This is a genomic window from Flavobacterium swingsii (assembly GCF_900111965.1).
Classification (GTDB): Bacteria; Bacteroidota; Bacteroidia; order Flavobacteriales; family Flavobacteriaceae; genus Flavobacterium; species Flavobacterium swingsii.
The window spans coordinates 160,314-186,546 of sequence record NZ_FOJT01000003.1; the positions used below are offsets into that span (position 1 = coordinate 160,314).

The 26,233-nt window shown below is 32.8% G+C and carries 21 protein-coding genes; 7 read left to right on the forward strand and 14 right to left on the reverse strand.

Annotated elements, in window-relative coordinates:
• Positions 1-24 precede the first annotated feature (24 nt).
• Together BM053_RS12140 and BM053_RS05870 are read left to right on the forward strand one after the other, a co-directional pair.
• Positions 25-501, forward strand: coding sequence for a hypothetical protein (locus BM053_RS12140; RefSeq protein WP_167357303.1), 477 nt, complete (start codon positions 25-27; stop codon positions 499-501).
• A gap of 46 nt (positions 502-547) precedes the next feature.
• Positions 548-1,693, forward strand: a complete 1,146-nt coding sequence (locus BM053_RS05870) for an aminotransferase class I/II-fold pyridoxal phosphate-dependent enzyme (RefSeq protein ID WP_091475088.1) — start codon at positions 548-550, stop codon at positions 1,691-1,693.
• A 78-nt stretch (positions 1,694-1,771) separates the two neighbouring features.
• On the opposite strand, the gene BM053_RS05875 is transcribed toward BM053_RS05870, so the two are convergent.
• From BM053_RS05875 to BM053_RS05890, 4 genes are all read right to left on the reverse strand, one after another.
• Positions 1,772-2,536: a succinate dehydrogenase/fumarate reductase iron-sulfur subunit gene (locus BM053_RS05875; RefSeq protein ID WP_091475090.1), complete on the reverse strand. Its 765-nt coding sequence runs from the start codon at positions 2,534-2,536 to the stop codon at positions 1,772-1,774.
• Positions 2,537-2,545: 9 nt separating this feature from the next.
• Positions 2,546-4,555 (reverse strand): fumarate reductase/succinate dehydrogenase flavoprotein subunit, encoded by a 2,010-nt coding sequence (locus BM053_RS05880; protein WP_091475092.1) that lies wholly within the window; start codon positions 4,553-4,555, stop codon positions 2,546-2,548.
• A gap of 14 nt (positions 4,556-4,569) precedes the next feature.
• Entirely contained in the window at positions 4,570-5,235 is a 666-nt protein-coding gene (locus tag BM053_RS05885; RefSeq protein ID WP_091475094.1) for a succinate dehydrogenase cytochrome b subunit, read from the reverse strand.
• A gap of 167 nt (positions 5,236-5,402) precedes the next feature.
• Positions 5,403-6,287, reverse strand: a complete 885-nt coding sequence (locus BM053_RS05890) for a hypothetical protein (RefSeq protein ID WP_091475096.1) — start codon at positions 6,285-6,287, stop codon at positions 5,403-5,405.
• Between the two features lie 149 nt (positions 6,288-6,436).
• Between BM053_RS05890 and BM053_RS05895 the strand changes: the two genes are divergently transcribed.
• From BM053_RS05895 to BM053_RS05905, 3 genes are read left to right on the forward strand one after another with little or no spacing between them, the layout of a single operon-like run.
• Positions 6,437-7,033 carry a Crp/Fnr family transcriptional regulator gene (locus tag BM053_RS05895; protein WP_091475098.1) on the forward strand — a complete coding sequence of 199 codons (597 nt, stop codon included), beginning with the start codon at positions 6,437-6,439 and terminating at the stop codon, positions 7,031-7,033.
• Between the two features lie 60 nt (positions 7,034-7,093).
• Complete coding sequence (locus BM053_RS05900; RefSeq protein WP_091475100.1) at positions 7,094-8,386, forward strand: aminopeptidase P family protein; 1,293 nt, start codon at positions 7,094-7,096, stop codon at positions 8,384-8,386.
• A 2-nt stretch (positions 8,387-8,388) separates the two neighbouring features.
• On the forward strand, positions 8,389-9,288 hold the full coding sequence (locus BM053_RS05905; RefSeq protein ID WP_091475102.1) for an alpha/beta fold hydrolase: 900 nt from the start codon (positions 8,389-8,391) through the stop codon (positions 9,286-9,288).
• Positions 9,289-9,323: 35 nt separating this feature from the next.
• Here the strand turns inward: BM053_RS05905 and BM053_RS05910 are convergent, their stop codons facing one another.
• Positions 9,324-10,550 (reverse strand): AbiH family protein, encoded by a 1,227-nt coding sequence (locus BM053_RS05910; protein WP_091475104.1) that lies wholly within the window; start codon positions 10,548-10,550, stop codon positions 9,324-9,326.
• Between the two features lie 74 nt (positions 10,551-10,624).
• On the reverse strand, positions 10,625-11,017 hold the full coding sequence (locus BM053_RS05915; RefSeq protein WP_091475106.1) for a DUF1398 domain-containing protein: 393 nt from the start codon (positions 11,015-11,017) through the stop codon (positions 10,625-10,627).
• An 84-nt stretch (positions 11,018-11,101) separates the two neighbouring features.
• On the opposite strand from BM053_RS05915, the gene BM053_RS05920 reads away from it, so the two are divergent.
• Positions 11,102-11,884, forward strand: coding sequence for an alpha/beta fold hydrolase (locus BM053_RS05920; protein WP_091475108.1), 783 nt, complete (start codon positions 11,102-11,104; stop codon positions 11,882-11,884).
• Between the two features lie 70 nt (positions 11,885-11,954).
• On the opposite strand, the gene BM053_RS05925 is transcribed toward BM053_RS05920, so the two are convergent.
• The 4 genes from BM053_RS05925 to BM053_RS05940 form a co-directional block, all read right to left on the reverse strand.
• Positions 11,955-14,720, reverse strand: a complete 2,766-nt coding sequence (locus tag BM053_RS05925; protein WP_091475110.1) for a PD-(D/E)XK nuclease family protein — start codon at positions 14,718-14,720, stop codon at positions 11,955-11,957.
• A gap of 66 nt (positions 14,721-14,786) precedes the next feature.
• Positions 14,787-16,205 carry an OmpA family protein gene (locus tag BM053_RS05930; RefSeq protein WP_091475112.1) on the reverse strand — a complete coding sequence of 473 codons (1,419 nt, stop codon included), beginning with the start codon at positions 16,203-16,205 and terminating at the stop codon, positions 14,787-14,789.
• A gap of 104 nt (positions 16,206-16,309) precedes the next feature.
• Positions 16,310-17,506, reverse strand: a complete 1,197-nt coding sequence (gene kbl / locus BM053_RS05935; protein WP_091475115.1) for a glycine C-acetyltransferase — start codon at positions 17,504-17,506, stop codon at positions 16,310-16,312.
• 59 nt (positions 17,507-17,565) lie between these two features.
• The gene (locus tag BM053_RS05940) at positions 17,566-20,724 is read right to left on the reverse strand and encodes a UvrD-helicase domain-containing protein (protein WP_091475117.1); all 3,159 of its coding nucleotides are present in this window, start codon (positions 20,722-20,724) and stop codon (positions 17,566-17,568) included.
• A 262-nt stretch (positions 20,725-20,986) separates the two neighbouring features.
• On the opposite strand from BM053_RS05940, the gene BM053_RS05945 reads away from it, so the two are divergent.
• A complete protein-coding gene (locus BM053_RS05945) occupies positions 20,987-21,592 on the forward strand; it encodes a superoxide dismutase (protein WP_091475119.1) in 606 nt (201 codons plus the stop codon).
• Positions 21,593-22,150: 558 nt separating this feature from the next.
• On the opposite strand, the gene BM053_RS05950 is transcribed toward BM053_RS05945, so the two are convergent.
• The 4 genes from BM053_RS05950 to purN all read right to left on the reverse strand — a co-directional run bounded on the left by BM053_RS05950 (position 22,151) and on the right by purN (position 26,167).
• Positions 22,151-24,049, reverse strand: coding sequence for an amidophosphoribosyltransferase (locus tag BM053_RS05950; RefSeq protein ID WP_091475121.1), 1,899 nt, complete (start codon positions 24,047-24,049; stop codon positions 22,151-22,153).
• Positions 24,050-24,116: 67 nt separating this feature from the next.
• On the reverse strand, positions 24,117-25,040 hold the full coding sequence (locus BM053_RS05955) for a PfkB family carbohydrate kinase (RefSeq protein WP_091475123.1): 924 nt from the start codon (positions 25,038-25,040) through the stop codon (positions 24,117-24,119).
• Positions 25,041-25,116: 76 nt separating this feature from the next.
• On the reverse strand, positions 25,117-25,596 hold the full coding sequence (gene rnhA, locus BM053_RS05960; protein WP_091475125.1) for a ribonuclease HI: 480 nt from the start codon (positions 25,594-25,596) through the stop codon (positions 25,117-25,119).
• 1 nt (position 25,597) lies between these two features.
• Positions 25,598-26,167, reverse strand: coding sequence for a phosphoribosylglycinamide formyltransferase (gene purN / locus BM053_RS05965; protein ID WP_091475127.1), 570 nt, complete (start codon positions 26,165-26,167; stop codon positions 25,598-25,600).
• Between the last annotated feature and the right edge of the window lie 66 nt (positions 26,168-26,233).

Below are 26,233 nucleotides of genomic sequence, written 5' to 3' on the forward strand. Positions count from 1 at the left end.
TGAATAATAGATAAATCAAATATTATGAAAACAAAAATACTTAGCTTCCTTTTTGGAATTATATTGTTTAGCTTTTTGACTAGTTTCAACAAGCAACAAGCGGCGGCATCATTATTACTAACCAATGCCAAAACCAATAAAAGCATCAATGTTTGCGAAAAGAATTCTGTTCAAAAAATTGAAGCAGTTTTGGGAGGCGCAATATCATTAAACAAAGAACTTCCTGATGACAAAGAAGAGCCTGTTTTTACTTTTACCTACGATGGTTTGACAATCGAAATGCAAAACGATAAGATTATAGAAGTTATTATTTCTAATAAAAAATGGAAATTAAACACCTTGTCCGTTGGAATAACGCCACAACAAATGTCACCTAAATTTGAAAGAAGCGAATTTGATTATTTGGGCAATCCGCGTTTCAAAGTAAAGGATTCTAAAGCTAATTTATTTACAGAAATAGATAAAACCAATAAAGTAAAAAGGATAAGAATTCTTTTTTAAGAGTTTTAAAGGGTTCTTTACTTGATAAAGTTTTATATTTGTTTCTATGGGTATTTTTCCAAAATCACTTCTAGCAAAATTAGAACAACGTAAGCAAAACAATGCTTTACGTAGTTTGTCTTTGCGTAATAATTTAATCGATTTTTCTTCGAATGATTATTTAGGGTTTTCAAAATCAGAATCAATTTTTGATAAAATACATCAGTTTTTATTGGATAGAAATATCAAAATAAACGGAGCTACAGGTTCTCGGCTGCTTTCCGGAAATCATCATTTATACCAAGAAACAGAAGATTTAATCGCGAAATTTCATCAGTCAGAAACGGCTTTAATTTTCAATTCGGGTTATGATGCCAATGTTGGATTTTTTAGCGCTGTCCCGCAACGTAATGATGTTATTTTGTATGACGAATTGTGTCATGCTTCTATTCGTGACGGGATTCAATTGTCTAATGCAAAATCGTATAAATTTAACCACAATGATTTTGAGAATTTAGAAAAACTAATTCTAAAATGTCAAACTGAGCTTGTCGAAGTGTACATTGTTACGGAATCTGTTTTTTCTATGGATGGCGATTGTCCAAACTTAGAAGAATTAGCACTACTATCCGAAAAAAACCATTGCAATTTGGTTATTGATGAAGCACATGCTTTAGGTGTTTTTGGAGAAAAAGGGCAAGGTTTAGTACAAGAGTTGCAATTGCAAAATAAAGTTTTTGCCAGAATTATGACTTTCGGAAAAGGACTCGGTTGTCATGGTGCAGCTATTTTAGGAAGCCAAAATTTGAAAGAATATTTAGTCAATTTTGCTCGAAGTTTTATTTATACAACTGGATTGTCACCACATTCCGTTGCGACGATTTTAGTGGCTTATAATCAATTGAAAAATGATACAATACAAATTGATAAACTTCGTGAAAACATCATTCATTTTAACCAAGAAAAACAAATATTAGGATTGAAGCCAATGTTTGTTAGAAGTAAATCATCAATACAATCTGCAATTATTCCGGGAAATCAAAACGTAAAAAATATAGCCAAACAAATTCAAGAAAAAGGATTTGATGTAAAAGCTATTTTGTCGCCAACAGTTCCTGAAGGTCAAGAACGATTGCGTATTTGTTTGCACAGTTACAATTCTAAAGAAGAAATATCTGAAGTGTTGCGGTTGTTGAGTAATTATGTATTTTAGTCACAGATTATTCAGATTTTAATATAAAAAAACGCATCCAAATAAATGAATGCGTTTTTTTCTGCTAATGTTTTATTATTATCCTTTCAAACTCGCAGATAAATATTCTCTATTCATTCTTGCAATGTTTTCTAAAGAAATTCCTTTAGGACATTCTACTTCGCAAGCTCCAGTGTTTGTACAGTTTCCGAAACCTTCTTCGTCCATTTGGCGAACCATGTTGAGGACTCTTTCGGTAGCTTCTACTTTTCCTTGTGGTAATAAAGCGTATTGAGATACTTTTGCGCCAACGAATAACATGGCAGAACCATTTTTACAAGTTGCTACACAAGCGCCACAACCGATACAAGCAGCTGCTTCAAATGATTTGTCTGCATCACCTTTGTTTATTGGAGTTGCATTGGCATCAATCGTGTTTCCTGAAGTATTTACAGATACGAATCCACCTGCTTGTTGAATTCTGTCGAAAGAACTTCTGTCAACTACTAAATCTTTTACAACTGGAAACGCTTTAGAACGCCATGGTTCGATAAAGATAGTATCTCCATCGTTAAATTTTCTCATGTGTAACTGACAAGTCGTTGTTCCAGTATCGGGTCCGTGTGCTCTACCGTTGATGTAAAGTGAACACATACCACATATTCCTTCACGACAATCGTGATCGAATGCTACTGGTTCTTTCTTTTCGTTTACTAATTCTTCGTTTAATTGGTCTAACATTTCCAAAAACGAACTTGCAGTAGAAACATTATCTAATTTATAAGTTTCCATGCTACCTTTTGCTTTAGCATTTTTCTGACGCCAAATTTTAAGGTTTATATTGATATTTTTTGCTGCACTCATAATTGTATATTATTTGTAATTTCTAGCTGCGATTTTAATAAACTCGTATTTCAATTCTTCTTTGTTAAGAATTTCTTTGCTGATATCGTAACCCATGTATTCCCAGGCACCAACGAAAGAGAAGTTTTCATCATCACGTAAAGTTTCACCTTCTGAATCTTGATATTCTTCACGGAAATGACCTCCGCATGATTCTTTTCTTTGTAATGCGTCCATTGCCATTAGTTGACCTAAATCGATAAAATCGGCAACACGAAGTGCTTTTTCAAGCTCTTGATTCAATTCGTCTGCACTTCCAGGAACATAAACATCTTTGTAGAATTCTTCTTTTAATGCAGCAATTTCAGAAATAGCTTCTGTTAAACCAGCTTCATTTCTTCCCATTCCTACTTTATTCCACATAATTAATCCCAAACGTTTGTGAAAATGATCTACTGTTTTAGAGCCATTATTGTTTAAGAATTTATTAATAGAATCTTTTACTCTATTTTCTGCTTCCACAAATTCTGGAGAATCTGTAGAGATTTTCCCAGTTCTAATTTCGTCAGCTAAATAGTTAGAAACCGTGTAAGGCAATACGAAATAACCATCGGCCAAACCTTGCATTAAAGCTGAAGCTCCCAATCTGTTTGCTCCGTGATCAGAGAAATTAGCTTCTCCAGCAACGAAACAACCAGGAATTGTAGATTGTAAGTTGTAATCTACCCAAACGCCACCCATTGTATAGTGAACTGCTGGATAAATTTTCATTGGTGTTTCGTACGGATTTTCATCTGTAATTTTTTGATACATGGTAAACAAGTTACCATATTTTTCTTCCAACCATTGTTTACCTAATTTGGTAACCTCTTCATCTGTTGGATGATGGTTTCCTTTTGCGTAAGCAGTTTGGCGACCTTTACTTTGAATTTCAGAAGAGAAATCTAAGTAAACACCTTCGTTTGTATCGTTAGCTTCAATTCCGTGACCTTCATCACATACTTCTTTTGCTGCTCTTGAAGCAACATCACGAGGTACTAAATTTCCAAAAGCTGGATATTTTCTTTCTAAATAATAATCTCTATCTTCTTCAGCTAATTGTGTAGGTTTTAATTTCCCCGCACGAATAGCTTCTGCATCTTCTTTTTTCTTTGGTACCCAAATACGTCCAGAGTTTCTTAACGACTCAGACATCAAAGTTAATTTTGATTGATTCGTTCCGTGAACCGGAATACAAGTTGGGTGAATTTGTACATAACATGGGTTTGCAAAAGCTGCTCCTTGTTTGTGTATTTTCCAACCAGCTGTAACGTTACTTCCCATTGCATTTGTAGAAAGGAAATACACGTTTCCGTAACCTCCAGTTGCAATGATAACAGCATGAGCTGAATGTCTTTCTATTTCTCCTGTAACTAAATTACGGGCAATAATTCCACGTGCTTTTCCATCAATTTTCACTAAATCTAGCATTTCGTGACGGTTAAACATTTGTATATTTCCTTGGCCAATTTGTCTTGATAATGAAGAATAAGCTCCTAAAAGTAATTGTTGTCCTGTTTGTCCTGCAGCATAAAAAGTACGTTGTACTTGAGTTCCACCAAACGAACGGTTGTCTAAATTTCCACCATAATCACGAGCAAAAGGAACTCCTTGCGCCACACATTGGTCTATAATATTTCCTGAAACTTCGGCTAAACGGTGTACGTTTGCTTCACGAGCTCTATAATCTCCACCTTTGATGGTATCGTAGAATAATCTGAAAGTACTATCTCCGTCATTTTGATAATTTTTAGCTGCATTAATTCCTCCTTGTGCTGCAATTGAGTGTGCGCGACGAGGTGAATCCTGGAAACAAAATGCTTTTACATTATATCCCATTTCTGCTAATGATGCTGCAGCTGAAGATCCTGCAAGACCAGTTCCTACTACAATAACATCAATTTTCGGTCTGTTATTTGGGGCTACTAATTTTAAATGATCTTTATAATTTGTCCATTTGTCCGCAATTGGACCTTCTGGTATTTTTGAATCTAATTTCATGCTAAATTTTGGTATTAATGATTGAAGTGATGAAATAATGCAATAAATATGAATCCGAATGGAATTACAATAGCAAAAGCATACCCAAATTTATGTGATGCTTTTGTGAATTTATTGTTTGCTCCAACCGATTGGAAAGAAGAATTGAAACCATGCCATAAATGCAATGATAATAATAAAAAAGAAAAACAATAAAGACCTGTACGTACTGGGCTTTCAAACTTTTCTGCTAATTCATGAAAATATCTTGTTGGTTCAAGCGCATTTACATCTACATATTTGTAAATCATTTCGGGAAACCAAAAATCGTAAAAATGTAATCCCAAGAAAGCCAACACCACAGATCCTGAAATAATCATATTTCTTGATGCCCAAGAAGAATTTGCTGCTCCGTCGAACTTAACATAAGAAACTGGTCTCGCGTTTCTGTTTTTTAAATCTAAAGTAAAACCCATAATGAAGTGAAAAATCACGCCTACTATAAGAATGGGTTGAATAACATATTGAACAAGTGGATTGTTTCCCATAAAATGAGAAATAGAATTGAAAGTGTCTGGACTAAACACCGAAGTCATATTAATGAAAAAATGCTGTGCTAAAAACAGCATCAAAAAAAGTCCTGAAAGAGCCATAGCAACTTTTTTTGCTATTGATGACTTCAACATGGTTGATTTTGCCATAGTATTTTGTTAATTGTTTAGTTTATGAAAAATTTAAACAAAAATAAGGCAATTTCGCTTCATCAACAAATGTTAGTAGCTTATTTATAATGAATTTAAAATGGGTTTAACTTTTGTTGAATACCAACTAGCTAAACCCACCTTTATTTATTTGTTTTTGAAAAAAACTATCTCACATAACTAGGAATTAACCCTCGTAATCCCATATCCACGACATTCTCTCCTGCAGATGGTTCGTATTTTCCGTCAGCATTTACCTCGGTCCATTCGAAACTATTGTTAATAGAAAGCGAAAGTGTCACTTCAATATTACTTGTTTCGGTTCCTGTAATTACCAAGTTATTAGCAAATTTACCTGTTACCACGCAAGAATTAGCAGGAATAGGTGATGTCGAATCAATTGGATTAGGAACCGTAGTTGCTCCAGCTGGTGCTTGTCCTGATGTTGAATATGGGAATCCTTGCAGTCCAAAAGCCCAATAACCTTGGTCACGATTTCCGTCTATAACAAACGGATAACCAGCTACGTTGTGAGTTGTAATATAGGTTCTTGTTCCAACAAAACTGGCTAAAGTCCCAACGTAATTTGCTCCAGAGCTCCAAACATTAATATTATAATTTTGATATGAAAGAGAGCATCTAACCCATTCGTAACTTCCTGCTTGAATTTGGCTTAACGGAATGCTTAAAAACGCTTCTCCTTCTGCAACAATTTTTGCCTTACTAAAATCGAAAGCGGATAATCCGCCAGCTGTAGTTGACTCTCCTTTGTATAAAATCGTTCCCGAACCCAATAATGTATTTGCATTCGGAGCAAACTCTACATAATGAGAAGCAATGGTATTAAATATTGGCGATTGTGCAGCATTTCCAGCAGGAACAGTCGACGGTTGTCCGAGATTATCCAATCGAACTTGCGTTGGGTCAAACTTAAATTTAACAATTAATTGAGGTTCTGGGGCTTGAGGAATATCGGCTTCGTCATCTTTATCTGTACAAGCAAAAAGTGTTAAGGCAATTATAGGAAGTAACAATAGGTTTTTAATTTTCATATTTAAAAGATTTTAGGGTTCAATATTAAATAAAATTTGGAGAAAATATTTTTTTATAACGGAAGTTTTTATAAAAATATTGTTTTAAAGTTTTTAACCAAAATTATTTCCGTTAAAAAGAATATTTTTGTTTAAAATTTCTTCAAAAAATGGAACTTTCAAATTCTAAAATCGCTTTTATCAATTATTTACGTCAATTTATTGATTCTGAAAGTGATGACTTTGAAGAGGCTATACAAAAAACCAAAGAATCATTCTCAGTTTTAAATCTGAAGAAAAACGAATATTTAGTCAAAGAAGGAGAAATTTGCAACTATTTCTGTTATGTCGAAAGTGGAATTTTACAACATTCAATTCTAGTTTCAGATGAAGAAAAAACATCTTATTTGGCATTGAGAAATACGGTAACATCTTCGCTTAACAGTTTTTTATTTAACAAACCATCTCGCAAAAGCGTCAAAGCCATTTTCGATTGTAAGTTGTGGGTTATTGATATCGAAAATTTTAAAACTTTAATAAAAACCAATAAAGCATTCAATCAATTTTATTACAATCTAATCGAAAAACAAATTTGTTTGATTGACGATTACCGTATCGATTTACTTACGCTTACACCAGAAGAACGCTATAAAAAATTGCTAGCAACCGAACCTAAATTATTGCAAGAAGTTCCGTTGCATTACTTGGCTTCCTTCCTCGGAATTTCCTCTCGTCATATGAGCAGAATTCGGAAAAACATAAAATAACGCCATTTGGCTACATTTTAAAAAATTACTTTCCGTATTTTTGATAAAAATTATTTTATCATGAAATACCATCAAATAGATTCCCATCTTTTCATCAAAAACAGAGCAAAATTTACAGCTCAGATGAAACCAAATAGTGTTGCCATTTTCAATTCGAACGATATTTATCCTGTTTCTGCCGATAGTACATTGCCATTTGCGCAACACCGAGATATATTTTATCTGTCAGGAGTAGATCAAGAAGAAAGTATTTTGTTACTTTTTCCTGATGCGCCTTACGAACACCTTAAGCAAATTTTATTCCTAAAAGAAACCAACGAACATATTGCAATTTGGGAAGGCGAGAAGCTAACTAAAGATCGTGCTTTTGAAGTTTCGGGAATAAAAAGCGTGATTTGGTTACAAGATTTTCATAAAACATTGAAAGAAATTATGGCTTACGCCGAAACGATGTACATAAATACCAATGAACATTATCGTGCAACCATTGAAACCGAAACTCGTGAAACTCGTTTTGTAAAATGGTGGAAAGAAAATTATCCAGCACATAAAGTCGAAAAGTCGAATCCTATTTTGCAACGCATTCGTTCTGTCAAAGAAAGTGAAGAATTAGATTTGATTCAGGAAGCTTGTAATATTACCGAAAAAGGTTTCCGTCGTTTGCTTTCATTCGTGAAGCCAAACGTTATGGAATATGAAATTGAAGCCGAATTGATGCACGAATTTCTTAGAAATCGCTCTAAAGGTTTTGCATACACACCAATTATTGCTTCAGGAAACAGTGCCAATGTTTTGCATTATATAGAAAACAATTTGCAATGCAAAGCAGGCGATTTAATTTTACTTGACATAGGTGCCGAATATGCTAATTATTCTAGCGATATGACCCGAATGATTCCTGTTTCTGGACGATTTACTGACAGACAAAAAGCAGTTTACAATGCGGTCTTGCATGTGAAAAATGAAGCTACAAAAATGCTTACGCCAGGAACTTTATGGAAACCATACCAAGTGGAAGTTGGTAAAATTATGACTTCCGAATTACTTGGTTTAGGATTACTGGACAAAGCCGATGTGCAAAACGAAAACCCAGAATGGCCAGCATACAAAAAATATTTTATGCACGGAACATCGCACCACATGGGATTAGATACGCATGATTACGGATTATTACACGAACCAATGCAAGCCAATATGGTGTTTACTGTCGAACCTGGTATTTATATTCCAGCCGAAGGTTTCGGAATTAGATTGGAAGATGATGTTGTCATTCAAGAAAAAGGAGCGCCGTTTAATTTGATGAGAAATATTCCTATTGAAGTAGATGAGATTGAGAGTTTGATGAATTCTTAATTATGAAAAAAATATTTTTATTCACTTCTCTAATAATCTTTAATTATTCGTTTGCGCAAACCGAAGGTTTTGCCGTAAATAAAGATTTATCTAAAACTTATTACAAAATTTTTGGGTCTGGAATTCCTATGCTCATCATCAATGGTGGGCCAGGAATGAATAGTAATGGTTTCGAACCAATGGCTAAAATACTTGCTAAAAAGAATCAAACTATTGTTTATGACCAAAGAGGAACTGGAAAATCTCCATTGAAAGATTTAAATTCAAAAACCATTACCATTAAAATAATGGCCGATGATATTGAATCTTTAAGAAAACACCTCAAAATTAAAAAATGGATTGTTTTAGGACATTCTTTTGGCGGAATGTTAGCATCTTATTATGCAACGGTTTATCCAAATAGTATCGATAAATTAATATTATCTTCTTCTGGTGGAATTGATTTAAGTTTGTTGAATGGACCAAATCTAATCACCTCTCATTTATCTAAAATAGAACAAGACTCTTTACAATATTGGAATGACAAAATCGACAAAGGAGATACAAGTCACGCAACCAGATTAGGAAGAGGTCGAGCATTAGCACCAGCTTACGTATACGATCGAAAATTTATTCCCATTATTGCCGAAAGACTTACGCAAGGAAATTCGACCATAAATACATTGGTTTGGTCTGATTTTAGAAAGATAAAATTTGATTGCAATAACAAACTAAAATCTTTCAAAAAGCCAGTTCTAATCATACAAGGAAAGCAAGATATTATTAGCAAAGAAATTGCAGAAACGGCTCACAAAGCTTTTACAAATTCTAAAGTGATTTTGCTAGACAACTGCAAACATTATGGTTGGCTTGATGCTGAAGAAAAATATTTTTCTGAAATTGAAAGTTTTTTGAAATCTTAAAGAAATAAAACGGTTTGTAGAAATGCGAACCGTTTTTATTTTAATGGTAATTTAATTTGTGGTAATGGTTTGCAAAGAGTTTTGTTTACAATTTTTTCTCTCATCATTTTCTTTTTATTAAAATGGCGAGAAATATTTTGAATAATATCTGTATAATTATCTTTGATTACATTACCTTCTTTATCTTTAGTTTCATGATAAAAGACTTTTATAGATCTACAATTGCTGTGTTCAAAAATTGTATTTAGCAAAGTTCTATCAGATAATCCACAAGAATGTCCCATTAAATAGACTTGAAATTTATCTGCATCTATTAAATCTAATAAACTCTTATAATTATTGGTGTTTAAATATTGAAAAGATTTAAAATTATTCAAATATTCATTATCATCGATATTTTCAATCATTTTGTAGTCTTCATCCATTTCGTCTCCAAAACCAAAATTAATTGAATTTTCTTCTGAATTTAATTCACCATGTATCTGAATTAACTTATTTTTATTTATCTCTAATTTCTCGAAATATTTTAATAGTGTACCCGTATAATTAAAATTTACGTAAAAATGCTGTATATCAAGATTTTTTTCATATTTCTGTTTTATGTAAAACTCACTTATTTCATTATCAATTTCAACCATATCATCAAATGGTATTTCTTTAAAAAATCGTTCAAGATTTTCACCTTTTAATTCTTCAAGTTCAACAATTAAATTGGAATATTCAAGAACATTATTTATGTCAAAATCATAACTGTTTTCTACTTTAGCAACTAAATATTCATGTAATAAATCCTTAATTTCTTCAAATTCTTTATTTAATTGTGTAATGTCCCAAGGGTAATTGTTTGATAAATAATTACCCTTAACTCTTCCTTTTAATATCTCATAATAAACATTCTCAATATCTACCCAATTTTCGATTGATTTTTCACAAATTACTTCAAAGAATTTATTTGTGAAAGTTAACGAACAATCATTCTTATCTGTGTATTGATAAGAGTTATATCCACTTTCATATCTTTTAACAAAGGAATTAAATTCAGCATATGAATTAATGTTTTTATGTTCTACTATAGCAATATTAAGACTCGATGACATAAACTCATAATTCACTTCAATAAAATTATCTTTGAATGAAGATTTTTTTTCATAATTGAACACACTAGTAACACTTTTCCAATAATTATCAATAAAATGACGATACGAAGTTGGTAATCCGTGAGCCAAATCAAACCCGTTTCCAATAATTACTAATCTGTTCATAAAAATGCTTTTCTCAAAAATAAGGTTTTAACTTATAAAAATCTATATGATTTCTTAAATCTGTGTATAAAAAACTATACCGACGGAATTATTTCCTCAACCATTTCGTTTCCTGCTTTGTCGTAATAAGTACAAGTCATTTTACTCATAACAACAATCCATTTTTCGACGCCAGATTTTGCACAATCCGAAAGAAAAGTCATGTAATCAGTCTTGCCTTGTTGGTGTGATTTCAAATCGGATTTAAATTGTCCTACATTACTTTCATTGGCAATTTCAAGTGTTTCTAAAAAAGCTTCCGATGTAGTTTGAAAATCATTTTTTCCGTAATAATTGGTGTGATTATCAGTCACAAAAGTTTCAAAAGAAGTTACCCCAAGTGCAATAATGTCTTGCATGTATTGAGGGAAATCGGCACCACTTTTTACTTTAGCATGAGCATCTTTAATTTGTTTAACTGTGAACATATTATAATTTTTTAATTATTCAAACATACATTTTTTAAATTTCAAAAATCTATTTTTGCAATAATATTTAACTTGCTTTTTACGTTGAAAACCGTTCATTACAAAAACACGAAAATCTCTTATTTTGACATAGGAAAAGGAACTGCTATCATTTTACTTCATGGTTTTTTAGAAAATGCCACGATGTGGGATTCTTATATTTCATCATTTACTGAAAAATATCGAATAATCACAATCGATTTATTAGGTCATGGCAAATCGGAATGTTTGGGTTATGTACACACGATGGAAGACCAAGCCGATATGGTTTATGCTGTTTTACAACATTTAAAAATTAGAAAATCTATTTTCGTAGGACATTCGATGGGTGGTTATGTTGCTTTGGCTTTCGCCGAATTGTATCCAGAAAACACAAAAGGATTTGTTTTATTAAATTCGACCACTTATGCTGATGACCACGAGCGAAAAATAAACAGAAATCGCGCTATAAAAATGGCACATAAAGAATATACTTCTTTAGTACAAATATCTATTGCAAATTTATTCAGTATTGACAATCGAGATAGTTTTTTGGCAGAAATAAACCATGTAAAAAAAGAAGCGCTAAAAACTCCTTTGCAAGGTTATATTGCGGCACAAGAAGGTATGAAGCTCAGAAAAAATAAAGAACATTTGTTGCATCTTACTTCGTATCCGAAACTATTAATTCTTGGCAAAAAAGATGGTGTTCTTAATTACGATGACAATATCAAACAAGTAGAGGAAACAAATGTGCAACTGGTTTCTTTTCCTGATGGGCACATGAGTCATATCGAAAACCGTAATGAATTAGAAAAAGTTTTGTTGGGTTTTTTTAAGAAGATTTAGTTTTTATTAACCACAAAAGACACAAAAGAATATGGCTTACTATTTATAATTCCTTTTGTGCCTTTTGTGGTTAAATTTTTTCTTCAAAAGAAATTTCAATATTTAAAATTTCATTAATTAAAACAACAATCTCCCTTTTAAAATGCTCTAAGATTTCAGGAGTTATAGTTGTAAAAACTTCTTTGTCTTGTTTGATTCCAAAAGGTAAAAAACCGCCTTTCATATTTTTGAAAGAAATAATTCCAGCTTCCATTTCTAATCCATTTGCTTGTTTTTCGTACATAAAAGCATAACAAAGCAACTGAATAATTTTGTCATTTTTTATGTCTAAAGTCAGTCCGTTCCAATCTTTAAGCTGAACGCTGTTTTTTTCTACTTTCCCGGTTTTGTAATCGATGATTCGAATTTTGTTATTTCTAATTTCTATTCTATCTACATTTCCAGCTATTTTTATAGGAAAAGGCAAACGATTGTCTTCTAAAAGTCTTTCCAACGGAGTTTCTAATGCCAAAATTTTTACGACATCACCATTTGTAATTTGCTTTTTTTCTTCAATCAAAAAATTAAAAACATTTCGTTTTGCGACTTCAAAAGCCAACAGATTTTTTCCTTTTTTAACTTCTCCTTCTTTATAAATTTCTTTAAATTGTTTGAGAACTTCATTATTGGCAATAGCCAACATTTTATCTAAATCATCTGTGGTCAAAAATTTATTGATGACTGGTTTGTATAAAGCTTCTAATGTTTCGTGTATAATTGTTCCTAAAGTATTCAGTGCAATATTTTCTTCAACTTCTTCAGATTCTCTAATTGACAATATTCTTTGGAAGTAAAACTGAATCGGATTCCTAATATAAGTAGTTAATGCCGAAGGCGAAAATCCTTTTCCTGTTGCAATTTCTTTCAATCGTATCATTACCGATTCAGATTTTGGAATTACTATTGGTTTGGAAGCAATATTTGGCACAATTGGCTGAATAATTTCATGCGTTAAATTGTGATTTGGTTGTTTTTCGACTTCCAATTGTGTGATGAAACGGCTTTTTTCGCCACCATCTAAACCGTCACTTTCGGTGTTGTAAAGCAAATAAATATTCTTTGCACGTTGCAATAAATGATAAAAATGGTACGTATAAATTGCATCTTTTTCTTTGTAAGTTGGCAAACCTAGTTCTCGTTTTACATCATATGGAATAAACGAATTGACGGTTTTTCCTGCGGGAAATTTGCCTTCATTTAATGAAGTTATAATAACCGTTTCAAAATCTAAAACACGACTTTCGAGAACACCCATAATTTGCAATCCAGACAAAGGTTCTCCTTCAAATGAAACTTCAGCAAGATCGATAACTTGTTTGTAAATGGCATGCAAAGTATCTATGTTTTCGATGTATTCATTTTTAGAGCAATAAGTAATTAGTTTATTAATGATTTTGTATATCGAATACAAAAATGTTTTAACTAACTTATCTTCTTCTAAACTTGAATCTAAATTTGATTTAATGATTAATAATATTTCGGAAATAAGTTCTAATATTCCGATAGGTTTCTGATTCCATTTCTGAAAAAGTAATTCAAAAAGACGGTTGGAATTTTCTTGAAATGAAATTACTTTTTGATGTGTTATAAACGTATAATTATTCTTTTTAATGGTCCAAATAACCTTCGATGCGTTTACATAAGACTCGATAATTGGATTGGAAAGCACATCAAGCACATCTTTGTAATAAAAAACATAACTAGATTCACTTCTGTTTAACGCATTGTTGTGCATCTTAAATAGCTTAGCAACTAATAATTGGATTGGATTGTTTTTGCTAGAATTACCCATAGTGATATTCAGACTACCAACGCTTGCCGGAAGCGAATGTAACATTGGAATAAGCATGTTTTCATCGCCAAGTACTAAAGCGACTTTGTCTAAAGAGGCATTCGGTTTTTCTAAAATTAATTTGTCAATTATTCCAGAAACAATTTTGGCTTGACCAATGGCTTTTGCAGTACCTATAATTTGGATATTTTTCTCTTCAGAATAATTAGTAACAATCCACTCGAAAGGATTGGTTTTGTAATGTGGCCAAGTATTTTTGAAACGTCGAACAAATAATCCCGCATCGTGAGAAACATCATTTAAAAAAACTGCATCAATATCCCAAAAAATTAATGCAATGTCTTTGGCAATAAGTTGTTGTGCGATTTTTTCTTCTGCTTGATTTAAAGCGTTGAAACCAGCAAAAATAATTTTTTTATTTTTAAAATTAGAAATAAATTTTTCAAGATTTAATACTGCTTCTCTATATATTAACCCTTGATAACCAATTTCCTTGTTTTTTAAATGTGTATAAAATGATTCGTAATACAAAGGGAGTAGTTTCCAAAATTCTAAGTAATTATCAATTAATGTAGTTTTATCTTCTACTTCAATTCCCCAACGTTTGATGACTTCGATATCTTGAAGATAGGAAAACACATGTTTTGGATCAAGAAGATAACGATCAATCTCGTTAAAATCCTGTAATAGTGTTTTGGACCAATTAGAAAACTGTTCGAATGTTTGTTGTTTCCCCTTTTCTGTTACTGATAAATAAACAGTATAAAACTCAAAGAGTAATTCTATCGAATCTACAGATCTAATATTTGCAATCTCTTGAATGAAATCTTCAATACTTGTGATTTCTGGTGCAAAAGTAAAGCTTGGTAGTTTTTTTTTAAATGCTTCTAAAAGAAATATTTTAGCTCTTTTATTAGGTAGGATAATGGTTATTTCAGAAATATTTTGAGTTTCATCTGAAAGTAATTTGTCAACTAAGTTTTCTAGAAAAGTATTGTTTGTCATAGAATATAAATATAAAAAAAACGCCCCGATAAATCGAGGCGTTTTAAGAATTTATTTTGGAAGTGATTATTTAACCACTTTCACTTCTACTCTTCTGTTTAAAGCTTTACCAGCTTTAGTTTTGTTTGAAGCTATTGGCATAGATTCTCCGAAACCAGCTGAAGTTAATCTAGATGCGTCAATTCCGTTTTCAACTAAGTAAGTTTTAACAGCAGCAGCTCTATTTTCAGATAAAGTTTGGTTTACAGTGTCTTTTCCATCAGCGTCAGTATGACCTTCGATAGAGAAGTTAGATGAAGGATATTCTTTTAGTATTGCAGTCATTGCTTGTAATACTACGAAAGTTCTTTTTTGGAAAGTAGCTTTGCTAGTGTCGAACAAGATAGTTTTAGCATAATCGTTTAGTTTTTTGATAGCTTCTTCAGAAACTTCAGGACAACCATTGTTAGCTACAGTACCTTTCACATCTACACATTTGTCATCTTTGTCAAGAACTGAATCTCCGTCAGTATCTGGCCATGGACAACCACCGTTATCTCTTGGACCTGCAACTGTAGGACATTTGTCTTTCATATCTGCAACACCATCTCCGTCAGTATCAGGACAACCGTTTAATGCAGCTAAACCAGCAACTTCTGGACAAGCATCATCTTTGTCAGCAATTCCGTCTCCGTCAGTATCAGGACAACCGTTTAATGCAGCTAAACCAGCAACTTCTGGACAAGCATCATCTTTATCAGCAATTCCGTCTCCATCAGTATCAGGACAACCTTGAAATTCTTTTAAACCAGCAACTTCTGGGCAAGCATCATCTTTATCGTAGATACCGTCATTGTCTGTATCTTTACCACCAAATTTGAAAGTAAGACCAGCTGTGTTTTCAAAAAGAGAAGGAAGGTCAAAATCTGTTGACGAATTATACTCTCTATCAGTAAACGCTTTTTTGTATGTAGATGCTAATGATAAACCAACTTGCTCAGTAAACCAAAAAGTTAATCCAGCTCCTATGTTTGCAGTACCACCAGATGTTTTTCCCATCCAGCTATAACCACCACCAACGTTTACAGAAGGATCAATTACTTTTGATCCTATTAGGCTCATTAAACTATATTTAATAGCTAAATCTCCTGAATAATACATTGCATTTGGATTTACAACAGTCACTGCATTTGCAGTTGGACCAGTCCAATTTACAAATTTTGTAATTTTATTTACAGAACCTGTAACTCCTACAGAAAAATTACCACCAACATTTCTAGAAACTGTTAAGTAAGAAACAGAAGGAAGAATATTCCAGTTGTCTTTTGCATTAAAAAATTCTGAAAAGTGATCTTTGAAATTAAAATCTCTCGCACCAGCGCTAGTTCTTGTGTCTATTGCGTTGGCTCCGAAAGATATTGCCCATGGATTGTCGCTGTCTTGTGCAGAAGCACTTAATCCAGCAATCATCAACATGGAAACAAAAAGTTTGTTAAGATGTTTCATACTTAATTTTATTTGATTACATTACGTTATTGTGACAAAAGTAACTAGGAAATTATTAATTACAAAATGAATTGTTAAAAAAGTTAAATAAAAAGTGAAAAAAATTATTGTTTAATAATATTTAGCTCTTCTCCAACTTCTGTAAATGCTTTGATAGCCTTGTCTAAATGCTCTTTTGTATGTGCTGCAGACAACTGAACTCTAATTCTTGCTTTGTCTTTAGGAACAACTGGAAAAAAGAATCCGATGACATAAATGCCCTTTTCTAGCAATTTTTCGGCCATAATTTGTGATAATTTTGCATCATAAAGCATCACCGGAACGATTGCGGAATCTCCATTTATGAAATCCAACCCTGCTTTTCTTAATCCTTCTTTAAAGTAGTTGGTATTCCATTCTAGTTTATCACGAAGCGTGGTATCTTTTTCTAACAATTCAAAAACCTTGATTGAAGCTCCAACAATCGCTGGTGCTAATGAGTTTGAAAATAAATACGGACGTGAACGCTGACGTAAAATTTCGATAATTTCTTTTTTAGCGGTTGTGTAGCCACCCATGGCACCACCAAGTGCTTTTCCTAATGTTCCTGTAATAATATCTACACGACCCATTACACCTTTGGCTTCTAATGTTCCTTTTCCTGTGGCACCAATGAATCCTGCCGCATGACATTCATCAACCATAACCATGGCGTCATATTTATCGGCTAAATCACAAATTTTGTCTAACGGCGCAACTAATCCGTCCATAGAGAAAACGCCATCGGTAACAATTAGTTTAAAACGAGTTCCCGCTTCAGTAGCTTTAATTAGTTGTTGTTCTAAATCTTCCATGTTGGAATTTTCGTAACGATAACGTGCCGCTTTACATAAACGAACACCATCTATTATTGATGCGTGATTTAAACTATCGGAAATAATACAATCTTCTTCTCCTAATAATGGTTCGAAAACACCACCATTCGCATCAAAAGCTGCTGCGTATAATATAGTGTCTTCTGTTCCGTAGAAATCAGCGATTTTTTGTTCTAGTGTTTTGTGAATATCCTGTGTTCCGCAAATGAAACGAACCGATGACATTCCGAAACCATGAGAATCTAAAGCATCTTTTGCTGCCTGAACTACTTCTGGGTGCGATGATAATCCTAAATAATTATTGGCGCAAAAATTAAGAACCGTTTCGCCATTAACAGTAATTTCGGCTCCTTGTGGAGAAGTGATGACTCTTTCTCTTTTGAAAATTCCGTTTTCTTCAATCGTGTTTAACTCGTTTTGTAAGTGTTGTTTAATTTTTCCGTACATTTTTATGTGTATTTGGTTATTCGACAATTTGGTTATTTGACAAGACTAATGTCTTATTTTTACAAATGTACTATTTCTAAATTCTCTCCTATATATATGAGTGATTTTTTCTGCACATTAAATCCCATTTCTATCAGCGCCAATTCGTACTCTTTTAGCTGGTTTTCGTATTTAGATTGGTGTTTTCCTGTTTTGTAATCTAACAAATAAGCATTTTGTCCAGAAATAGTAACTCGGTCTGGTTTTATAGTTTTTGAATCTTTTTTAATAATAGCTTGTTCATTAAAAATGGTATCTTTTTCATCAAAAAAGTCTTTTAATTCGGGATGAAAAATGATTTCAGTAATCGTTTTTTCTACTTCTTGTTGCTGATTTTCGGTAATCAATCCGTTTTCTAATGCTTTTTTTATGGCCAATGGAATATCATTTTTGGTTTTGATGAATGATAAAATCTCATGCAAAACATTTCCAAACTCGATTGCTTTTTGCTGATGCGTTCCCCACATGAGCGATTCTCGTTGCGCAATTTTTATAGCATTTGGATTGATAACAGAATTTACAACTTCAATATTTTTTCTTTTAGCTTCCAATGGTTTTTGTTTCGAAATTCTTTTTGGATTACCAAATTGATAACTCAAAACGGTTGAATCGAAGTTTTTGTAATCTTCTAAAAATTCAATAAATAACGAAGCGGAGTTGTTAGGTAAATCGCCAGCTTTATTCCTTTCTTTTATACTCGAAATAATATACAATTGTTCCTCGGCACGAGTTAGCGCCACATACAAAACATTAATATTATCCAACAAATCTTCCTGTGATTTCTGATTGTAAACAGAAGCTGCATTTTCGCCATATTCGGTTACTTTGCTAGATTTGTCAATTAGAAATTTATCGAAATCTAAATCGTCAGACTGAGAATCTATCCACATTTTTTCTCGTTTGGGAGCACTATAATTTTCTTCTGCAAAAGGAAAAATCACCACTGGAAATTCTAATCCTTTCGATTTGTGAATGGTCATAATCCGAATCGCATTGGATCCTTCAGCCGACGGAATACTTAGTTTATGCCCGTTTTTGTCCCAATAATCTAAGAAATCGGAAATGCTCATTTGGTATTTTACATCGCGTTCTAAAACAATATCCAGAAAATACTGAACATAAGCATTATTATTTCTAGGATTGATGCATTTTGCTACAATCAATTCTGCAATTTCGTACAATGATTTTCTTCTACTATTTTGAAACGACAGCTGTATTCCAAAATTAGAAAGCCATTTTTCTAGCTCAATTTCTTCTTTGTGTTGAATTCCTTGGTAAATAAAATCGTGTGTTTCGATATTATCTTCAATGTTTTGATCCAAATAATACAAGCCATTTGCTAATGATTCGATATCATTTTTATCATTTAAATATCGAAGAAAATTCAAGATAAACTTCACTTCCGATGACGCGTTTATTAATAAACTTTCCGACGAAATAACAGGAATGTCGTTTTCGGTCAGATAATTTGCTAGTAAAACACCGTGTTTGTTATTTCGGGTTAGCAACACAATTTCATTAAACGAAAAACCTTCGGTCTCTACTTTTCTAATGGTTTGTAAAGTAGTTTTGAGGTAAATATCGTTTTTATTTACATTTTCTTCGTCTTCTTCCGAAATAAAATCAGCATCAATTTCTGGGATGAAAGAAATATTTACATAGCCATCTTTTTTAGTATTTGATAGTTGAGAACTATAATTTTCGTACAAATCTTTGTAATCTTCGTTGGAAAATTTTTGTGATAAAAACTTAAAAAAATCATTATTAAAATCAATTACAGTATCGAAACTTCGGTAATTGGTTTCTAGATTAAAAACTTCTTTGTCTTTATTACTAAACGGATTTTTGGTCTTGGCCAAATCTATAAATTGTTCCGCTTTTCCGCCACGCCAACGGTAAATAGATTGTTTTGGATCACCTACAATCATAAGTGAACCTTGAATTCCTTGCAAATCTTCGCTCGAAAGTGCATTGTCTATTAACGGAATGAGATTTTGCCATTGCATTTCGGACGTATCCTGAAACTCGTCGATAAAAAAATGTTTGTATTTTTCGCCCAATCGTTCGTAAATGAAAGGAGCTGGCTGGTTTTGAATGTGTTCAAATATTAATTTATTAAATTCGGAAATAGACAAAATATTTTGGTCTTCCTGAATTTTAGCCAACTCGTTACTTACTGTATTTAGTAGTGAAAGTGGTGTGATGTTTTTTAGAAAGGCTTGATAAAAATCCTTCTTCTCGTAGTTTTTGTAAACCTTATATAAGATATAAATTAGTTCGTCTGCAATTCCTTCAATGATATCTTTGTCTTTTGCGTTTTTATTGATGGCAATATCATCGACAGTTCTGAACTTTTTATGAGTTGGTTTGAGTTCACTTCTCTGAATAAAACCCAAATGATTTGGAAAAGTTTCTCTAGAAAATGATTTTGTATCAATTCCTTGACTATCAATAAGTAGTATAGCTTCGTTTGCCAAATTGATATTTTCGTTTTCTAAAGATTTACAAGTTTCTTCTAATTTTGCTTTAAGAGCAATGAATTCTGGAATCGTTTTGTCTTTGAGCGACAGTATTTCTTCGCGATAATTTTCGTTAAGAATTAGTCTTCCTGTATTCATGATTTCGCTAGAAACATCCCAAGATTTGTCATCGTCAGTTTTTTCCATCGTGAAATCGACGAGTAATTTGGTTAGGACTTCGTCTTCTCCAGCTTGTGCAACAATAGCGTCTACGGCTTCTTGCAGGAGATTTTCGGTGTCTAATGAAACGTCAAAAGTGTTTGGCAAACCCAAATCGAAAGCAAAAGCACGAATTACTTTGTGGGTAAACTTATCGATAGTCGAAATGTCGAAAGCAGCATAATTGTGAATAATATTTTTTATTATTGATTGCGCTTTGGTTTTTATTTGAATGGGATTCAGATTAATTTCTTTTGCTAAATCGTCTATTAATTGAATTGATTTTTCCGTGGGATTGTCTTTAGAAAAATCGAAAAGACTGTCTATAATTCTCGTTTTCATTTCGAAAACTGCCTTGTTGGTAAAAGTTATCGCGAGAATATTCTTGTAAGCATCGTTGTGTTTGGCTTTTAGAATAATTTTTAGGTATTCTTTGACCAAAGTGTATGTTTTTCCTGAACCGGCTGATGCGTTGTATATAGAGAATGCTGGTGTTTTCATTTTATTACCACGAATTACACGAATTATCACGAATTCGTAATGTTGAATTAAATATTGTATGTTGTTTTATGACAAATGCTCTAGCCCCGATAGTAGTGAAAATCCTTTTTTGGGTTTTTCTCCCAAAAAAGATTGTAACGGATAGCGGGAATAGCTCCTAAAAAATATTTTAATGAAATTATAACAGCTTGAAATTTTAATTCCAAAGTTAAATGATTAATTTTGAATTTAAATATATACTAATCATTTTAAATATACAATTATGGCTTTCGAATTACCACAATTACCTTATGCATACGATGCATTAGAACCACATATTGATGCAAGAACAATGGAGATTCACCATTCGAAACATCATAATGCTTATACGACAAATTTGAATGCTGCGATTGCAGGAACAGATCTTGAAGGAAAAAGTATTGAAGATATTTTAAAAAATTTAGATTTGACTAAAGCTGCTGTTCGTAATAATGGCGGAGGTTTTTTTAACCACAATTTGTTTTGGACAGTAATGTCACCAAATGGCGGAGGTTTACCAACAGGAGAATTGGCGGCTGCGATTGATGCTGCTTTTGGAACATTTGCAGATTTTAAAGCGGCTTTTGCTAAAGCTGGAGCAACACAATTTGGTTCTGGTTGGGCTTGGCTTTGTGTAAAAGATGGTAAACTTGACGTTTGCGGTACACCAAACCAAGACAATACATTGATGCTTGGTGTAGGTTGTGGTGGAACTCCAATTTTAGGAATGGATGTTTGGGAGCACGCTTATTATTTGAATTATCAAAACAGAAGACCTGATTATATTGAAGCTTTTTTTAATGTAATAAACTGGAATGAAGTAGCAAGACGTTTTGCGGAAGCGAAATAATTGTTTGAAATAACAGTTTTTTTAAATGATAGACGAATAGACTTTTTTAGGAAGTTTGTTCGTCTTTTTTTGTTTCCTTGACTTTACTCCAATAAAAAAGGTAGAAGTTTAGTTCTACCTTTTTTGCCCCAAATCTACCATAACTTAACCTACTTATGTAATGGTGAAGTAAAAGTATATGGAGACTGATTTTTTACCAAATAAAAACGATGAATTGTAAAAAAATCCGATGAAGAACATCGTCTAACTAAATTTTGTTAGATTGGTTTCTAACTAAATTTAGTTAGAAACCCTTTATTTTAGGTAGTTTTTAGGTTTAAAAAAGAATTTTGTAAGGGATTTAAGAGAAAAATATAATATTCAGCATTTTTTTTAGAAAATTTTCTGACTTTTTCTTGACTTTATTCCAATAAAAAAGGTAGAAGTATTAGTTCTACCTTTTTTGCCCCAAATCTACCATAAACTTAACCTACTTATGTAATGGTGAGGCAAAAGTATAGGTAGTTTATATGGTAACCAAATTATATCGTTGAATTGTATAAATACTCGTTGAATTGCTTAATATGCTCGAGCGTCTTTTCCTTCATAGAAATTCATAAAAGCTCGGTTTACTACTCGGTTTCCGCCAGGTGTTGGATAATCGCCAGTAAAATACCAATCGCCTAAGTTTTTTGGACAAGCAATATGCAAATCTTCTACGGTTTGAAAAATAATTTTCACTTTCGCTTTTACCGAATCTTCAGTAAGCATTTCGGCAATTTTATCTGAAATTTCTTGTGGTTTGAATGGCGCATAAATTTCGGTTACGAAATTTACAACTGCATCGTCTTTTAGGTTTTCTTGTGCTTTACATTTGGCATAAACTTCATCTACGATGTGATATAGATTTCTTTCTTTTAGTAATTCTAAAGCTGCTTTAAAAGCAACCAAACCTTCTAGTTTTGCCATATCGATACCATAGCAATCTGGATAACGAATTTGTGGAGCGGAGGAAACAACGATGATGCTTTTTGGCTTCAAACGATCCATCATTTTTATGATACTCATTTTTAGTGTCGTTCCTCGAACAATACTATCATCTATAATTACTAGATTGTCAGTTGGTTTTATTACGCCATAAGTGACATCATATACGTGGGCAACTAAATCGTCTCGGCTACTGTCTTCGGTGATAAATGTTCGCAGTTTTGCGTCTTTTATAGCTACTTTTTCGGTTCTTATTTTTACCGAAAGTAATTCTTGAAGAGATTCTGTTGTTAATGTGTTACGATTGGCAAGTATAAAGTTGTTTTTTCGTTGATTTAAAAAATCTTGTGCTGCTTCGACCATTCCGTAAAAAGAGGTTTCGGCCGTGTTCGGAATATAAGAAAAAACGGTGTTGTCAGTGTCGTTATCTATCGCATGAAGAACCGCTGGAAGGATTAATTTTCCTAGATTTTTTCTTTCTTGATAAATTTCGGCATCGCTTCCGCGAGAAAAATAAATTCTTTCAAAAGAGCAGGCTTTTTTTATAGTTGGTGTAATGATTTCTTCTTCAGAAACTTTTCCGCTTTTTTTGATTATTAAAGCGTTTCCTGGTTGCAATTCTTGAACTTTTTCGAAATCGACATTAAAAACTGTTTGAATCACTGGTCTTTCCGAAGCCACAACCACAATTTCGTCATCTTGGTAATAATATGCTGGACGAATTCCTGCTGGATCACGAAATACAAATCCGTCGCCATGTCCTAATAATCCTGCCATGGCATAACCACCATCAAGATTTTTAGAGGCTCTTTTTAAAATTTTTACTAAATCGAGTCTCTCAGCAATAACGGCTGAGGCTTCTCTTTTTGAGAATCCTTCGTTTTTACAATCTTGGTATAAATTGGTTACTTCTTCATCTAGAAAATGTCCTATTTTTTCCATCACCGTAACAGTATCTGCCATTTGCTTCGGATGCTGACCTAATTCTACTAAACTATTGAAAAGTTCTTTGACATTAGTCATATTAAAATTTCCTGCTAACAGCAAATTTCTATGCATCCAATTATTTTGGCGTAAAAATGGATGTACGTTTTCAATACTATTTTTTCCAAAAGTTCCGTAGCGAACATGTCCTAAAAACAACTCGCCTATATAAGGAATATTCTCTTTTTGAAGCGCTACATTATCCGCATATTCTGGATGCGCAATCATTTCTTCGTTTACTCTTGCATTTATTTGTGCAAATACATCTTGTATAGCTTGTGCGTCGTTAGAGCGCACTCTACTTATATATCTTTCTCCAGGTTCTACGTCTAGTTTTATACTTGCAAAACCAGCGCCATCTTGCCCGCGATTGTGTTGTTTTTCCATCAGGAGATACATTTTTTGTATTCCGTAGAAAGCTGTGCCGTATTTTTCTTTATAAAACTCAAGCGGTTTTAATAATCTTAAGAAAGCTATTCCACATTCATGTTTGATTGCATCACTCATTGGGTTGTTGTAATTTTGTAGTTATTGTTTAAATCGAAAACGCCCCGAAAATTCCGAGGCGTTTTTATTATAATGCTATATCAAATTGTGTTAGAGATTTGAATTGTTTCAATCTCGCGACAACTTCTTCTTTGTTTAATTTTAACATTCTTTCGGTTCCAAATTTCTCAACACAGAACGATGCTAAGTTTGATCCGTGAATGATAGCCGTTTTCATATTCTCGAAAGAAACATTTTCGCTTTGCGTGATAAATCCTGCAAATCCTCCTGCAAATGTATCTCCTGCTCCAGTCGGATCAAAAACTTCTTCAAGTGGCAACGCTGGTGCAAAGAAAACCTCTTTGTTATGAAAAATTAAGGCACCGTGTTCTCCTTTTTTAATCACTACATATTTAGGTCCCATTGTGTGGATTTTTGCAGCTGCTTTTACAAGAGAATATTCTCCTGATAATTGGCGCGCTTCTTCGTCATTTATAGTAATAACATCGACACGTTTGATAACGTTTAGTAAATCTTCAAGTGCGCAATCCATCCAAAAATTCATAGTATCAAGAACTACTAATTTTGGTTTTGCTTCCATTTGATCTAAAACGCTGCTTTGTACCATTGGATGCAAGTTTCCTAGCATAACAACATCAGCATTTTTGAAATTTTGTGGTACTTTAGGTTGAAAATCAGCTAAAACATTCAGTTCGGTAGCCAATGTATCTCTAGAATTTAAGTCATTATGGTATTTTCCGCTCCAAAAGAAAGTTTTTCCTCCTTTTACTACTTCAAGACCTGAAATATCGATGTTTCTAGAAGTTAATAAATCTAAATATTCTTGTGGAAAATCGTCGCCTACAACGGAAACTATTGCCGATTGCAAGTTAAAATGTGAAGCCGAAAGTCCAATATATGTTCCTGCGCCACCTAAAATCTTGTCTGTTTTCCCAAAAGGAGTTTCAATAGCGTCGAAAGCAACAGTTCCAACAATTAATAATTTATTCATTTCTTTGAGTTTCAAATTAAAGTGCAAAGATAGTTTTTAAGTTACAAAGTTGCAACGATTGAAAGTTGTAAAGTTTTCATAATAGTTTGGCTTCTTCCTTTTCGTAAAAAGCATCAATAGAAAGTGTTTTTTGATTTGATGCAAAAACGGCTAATTCATCACAGCGTTCGTTTTGCTTGTGGTTGTTGTGGCCTTTTATCCACTTAAAATCGACTTGGTGTTTTCTGTAAATAATTAAAAAACGTTTCCATAAGTCGGAATTTTTTCGATCTACAAACCCTTTTTTTTCCCAACCTAAAACCCATTTTTTTTCGACAGAATCGACCACGTACTTAGAATCTGAAACAACTAAAACCTTCATATTCGGATTTTTTAGTTTTTCTAAACCCACAATTACGGCTAATAATTCCATTCTGTTATTAGTTGTATGTCGAAAACCTTCGTAGAATTCTTTTTTGAAAGTAGTTCCAACTAATTCCATCACAACGCCATATCCGCCAGGACCAGGATTGCCTTTGGCAGCGCCATCAGTATATATGTGTACTTCGTGGTTCAATTTAGGTTTTTCGGATTAGTAGTTTTTCTATTTCTTTTGGAAAATATTCCATTTCTAGTTCGTGTATTTTTTGGGCAACTTCTTCGGGTGTTTTACAATTTATAATTGAAACATTTTTTTGAAAAATAAATTCGCCTTCATCGTAATCTTTATTTACATAATGAATGGTGATTCCGGTTTCCGCTTCTTTATTTTTCAAAACTGCTTGGTGTACATTCATTCCGTACATTCCTTTTCCGCCATATTTTGGAAGCAAAGCAGGATGAATATTTATTATTTTATTTGGATACTGTTCAATAATACTTTCTGGAAATTTTAGAAGAAAACCCGCTAAAACAATTAAATCAGGTTTTATTTCGTTTATTTTATTTAAAACCGTGCCGTCAGAAAGCTCGGTTTTGTTGAATACTTCGGTAGAAACCTCAAGCTGATTTGCTTTGTCTAAAACTTTGGCATGTAGATTGTTAGTAAATACTGCGGCTACGTTTATTTGGATTTTATTTTTAAAATATAAAATAATATTTTCGGCATTAGAACCAGACCCAGAAGCAAATATCACAACCTTTTTCATTTATACGGTAATTTATATTACGCAAAAAAAAGAATAATAAATGATAATAAATAAAAATAATTGCTC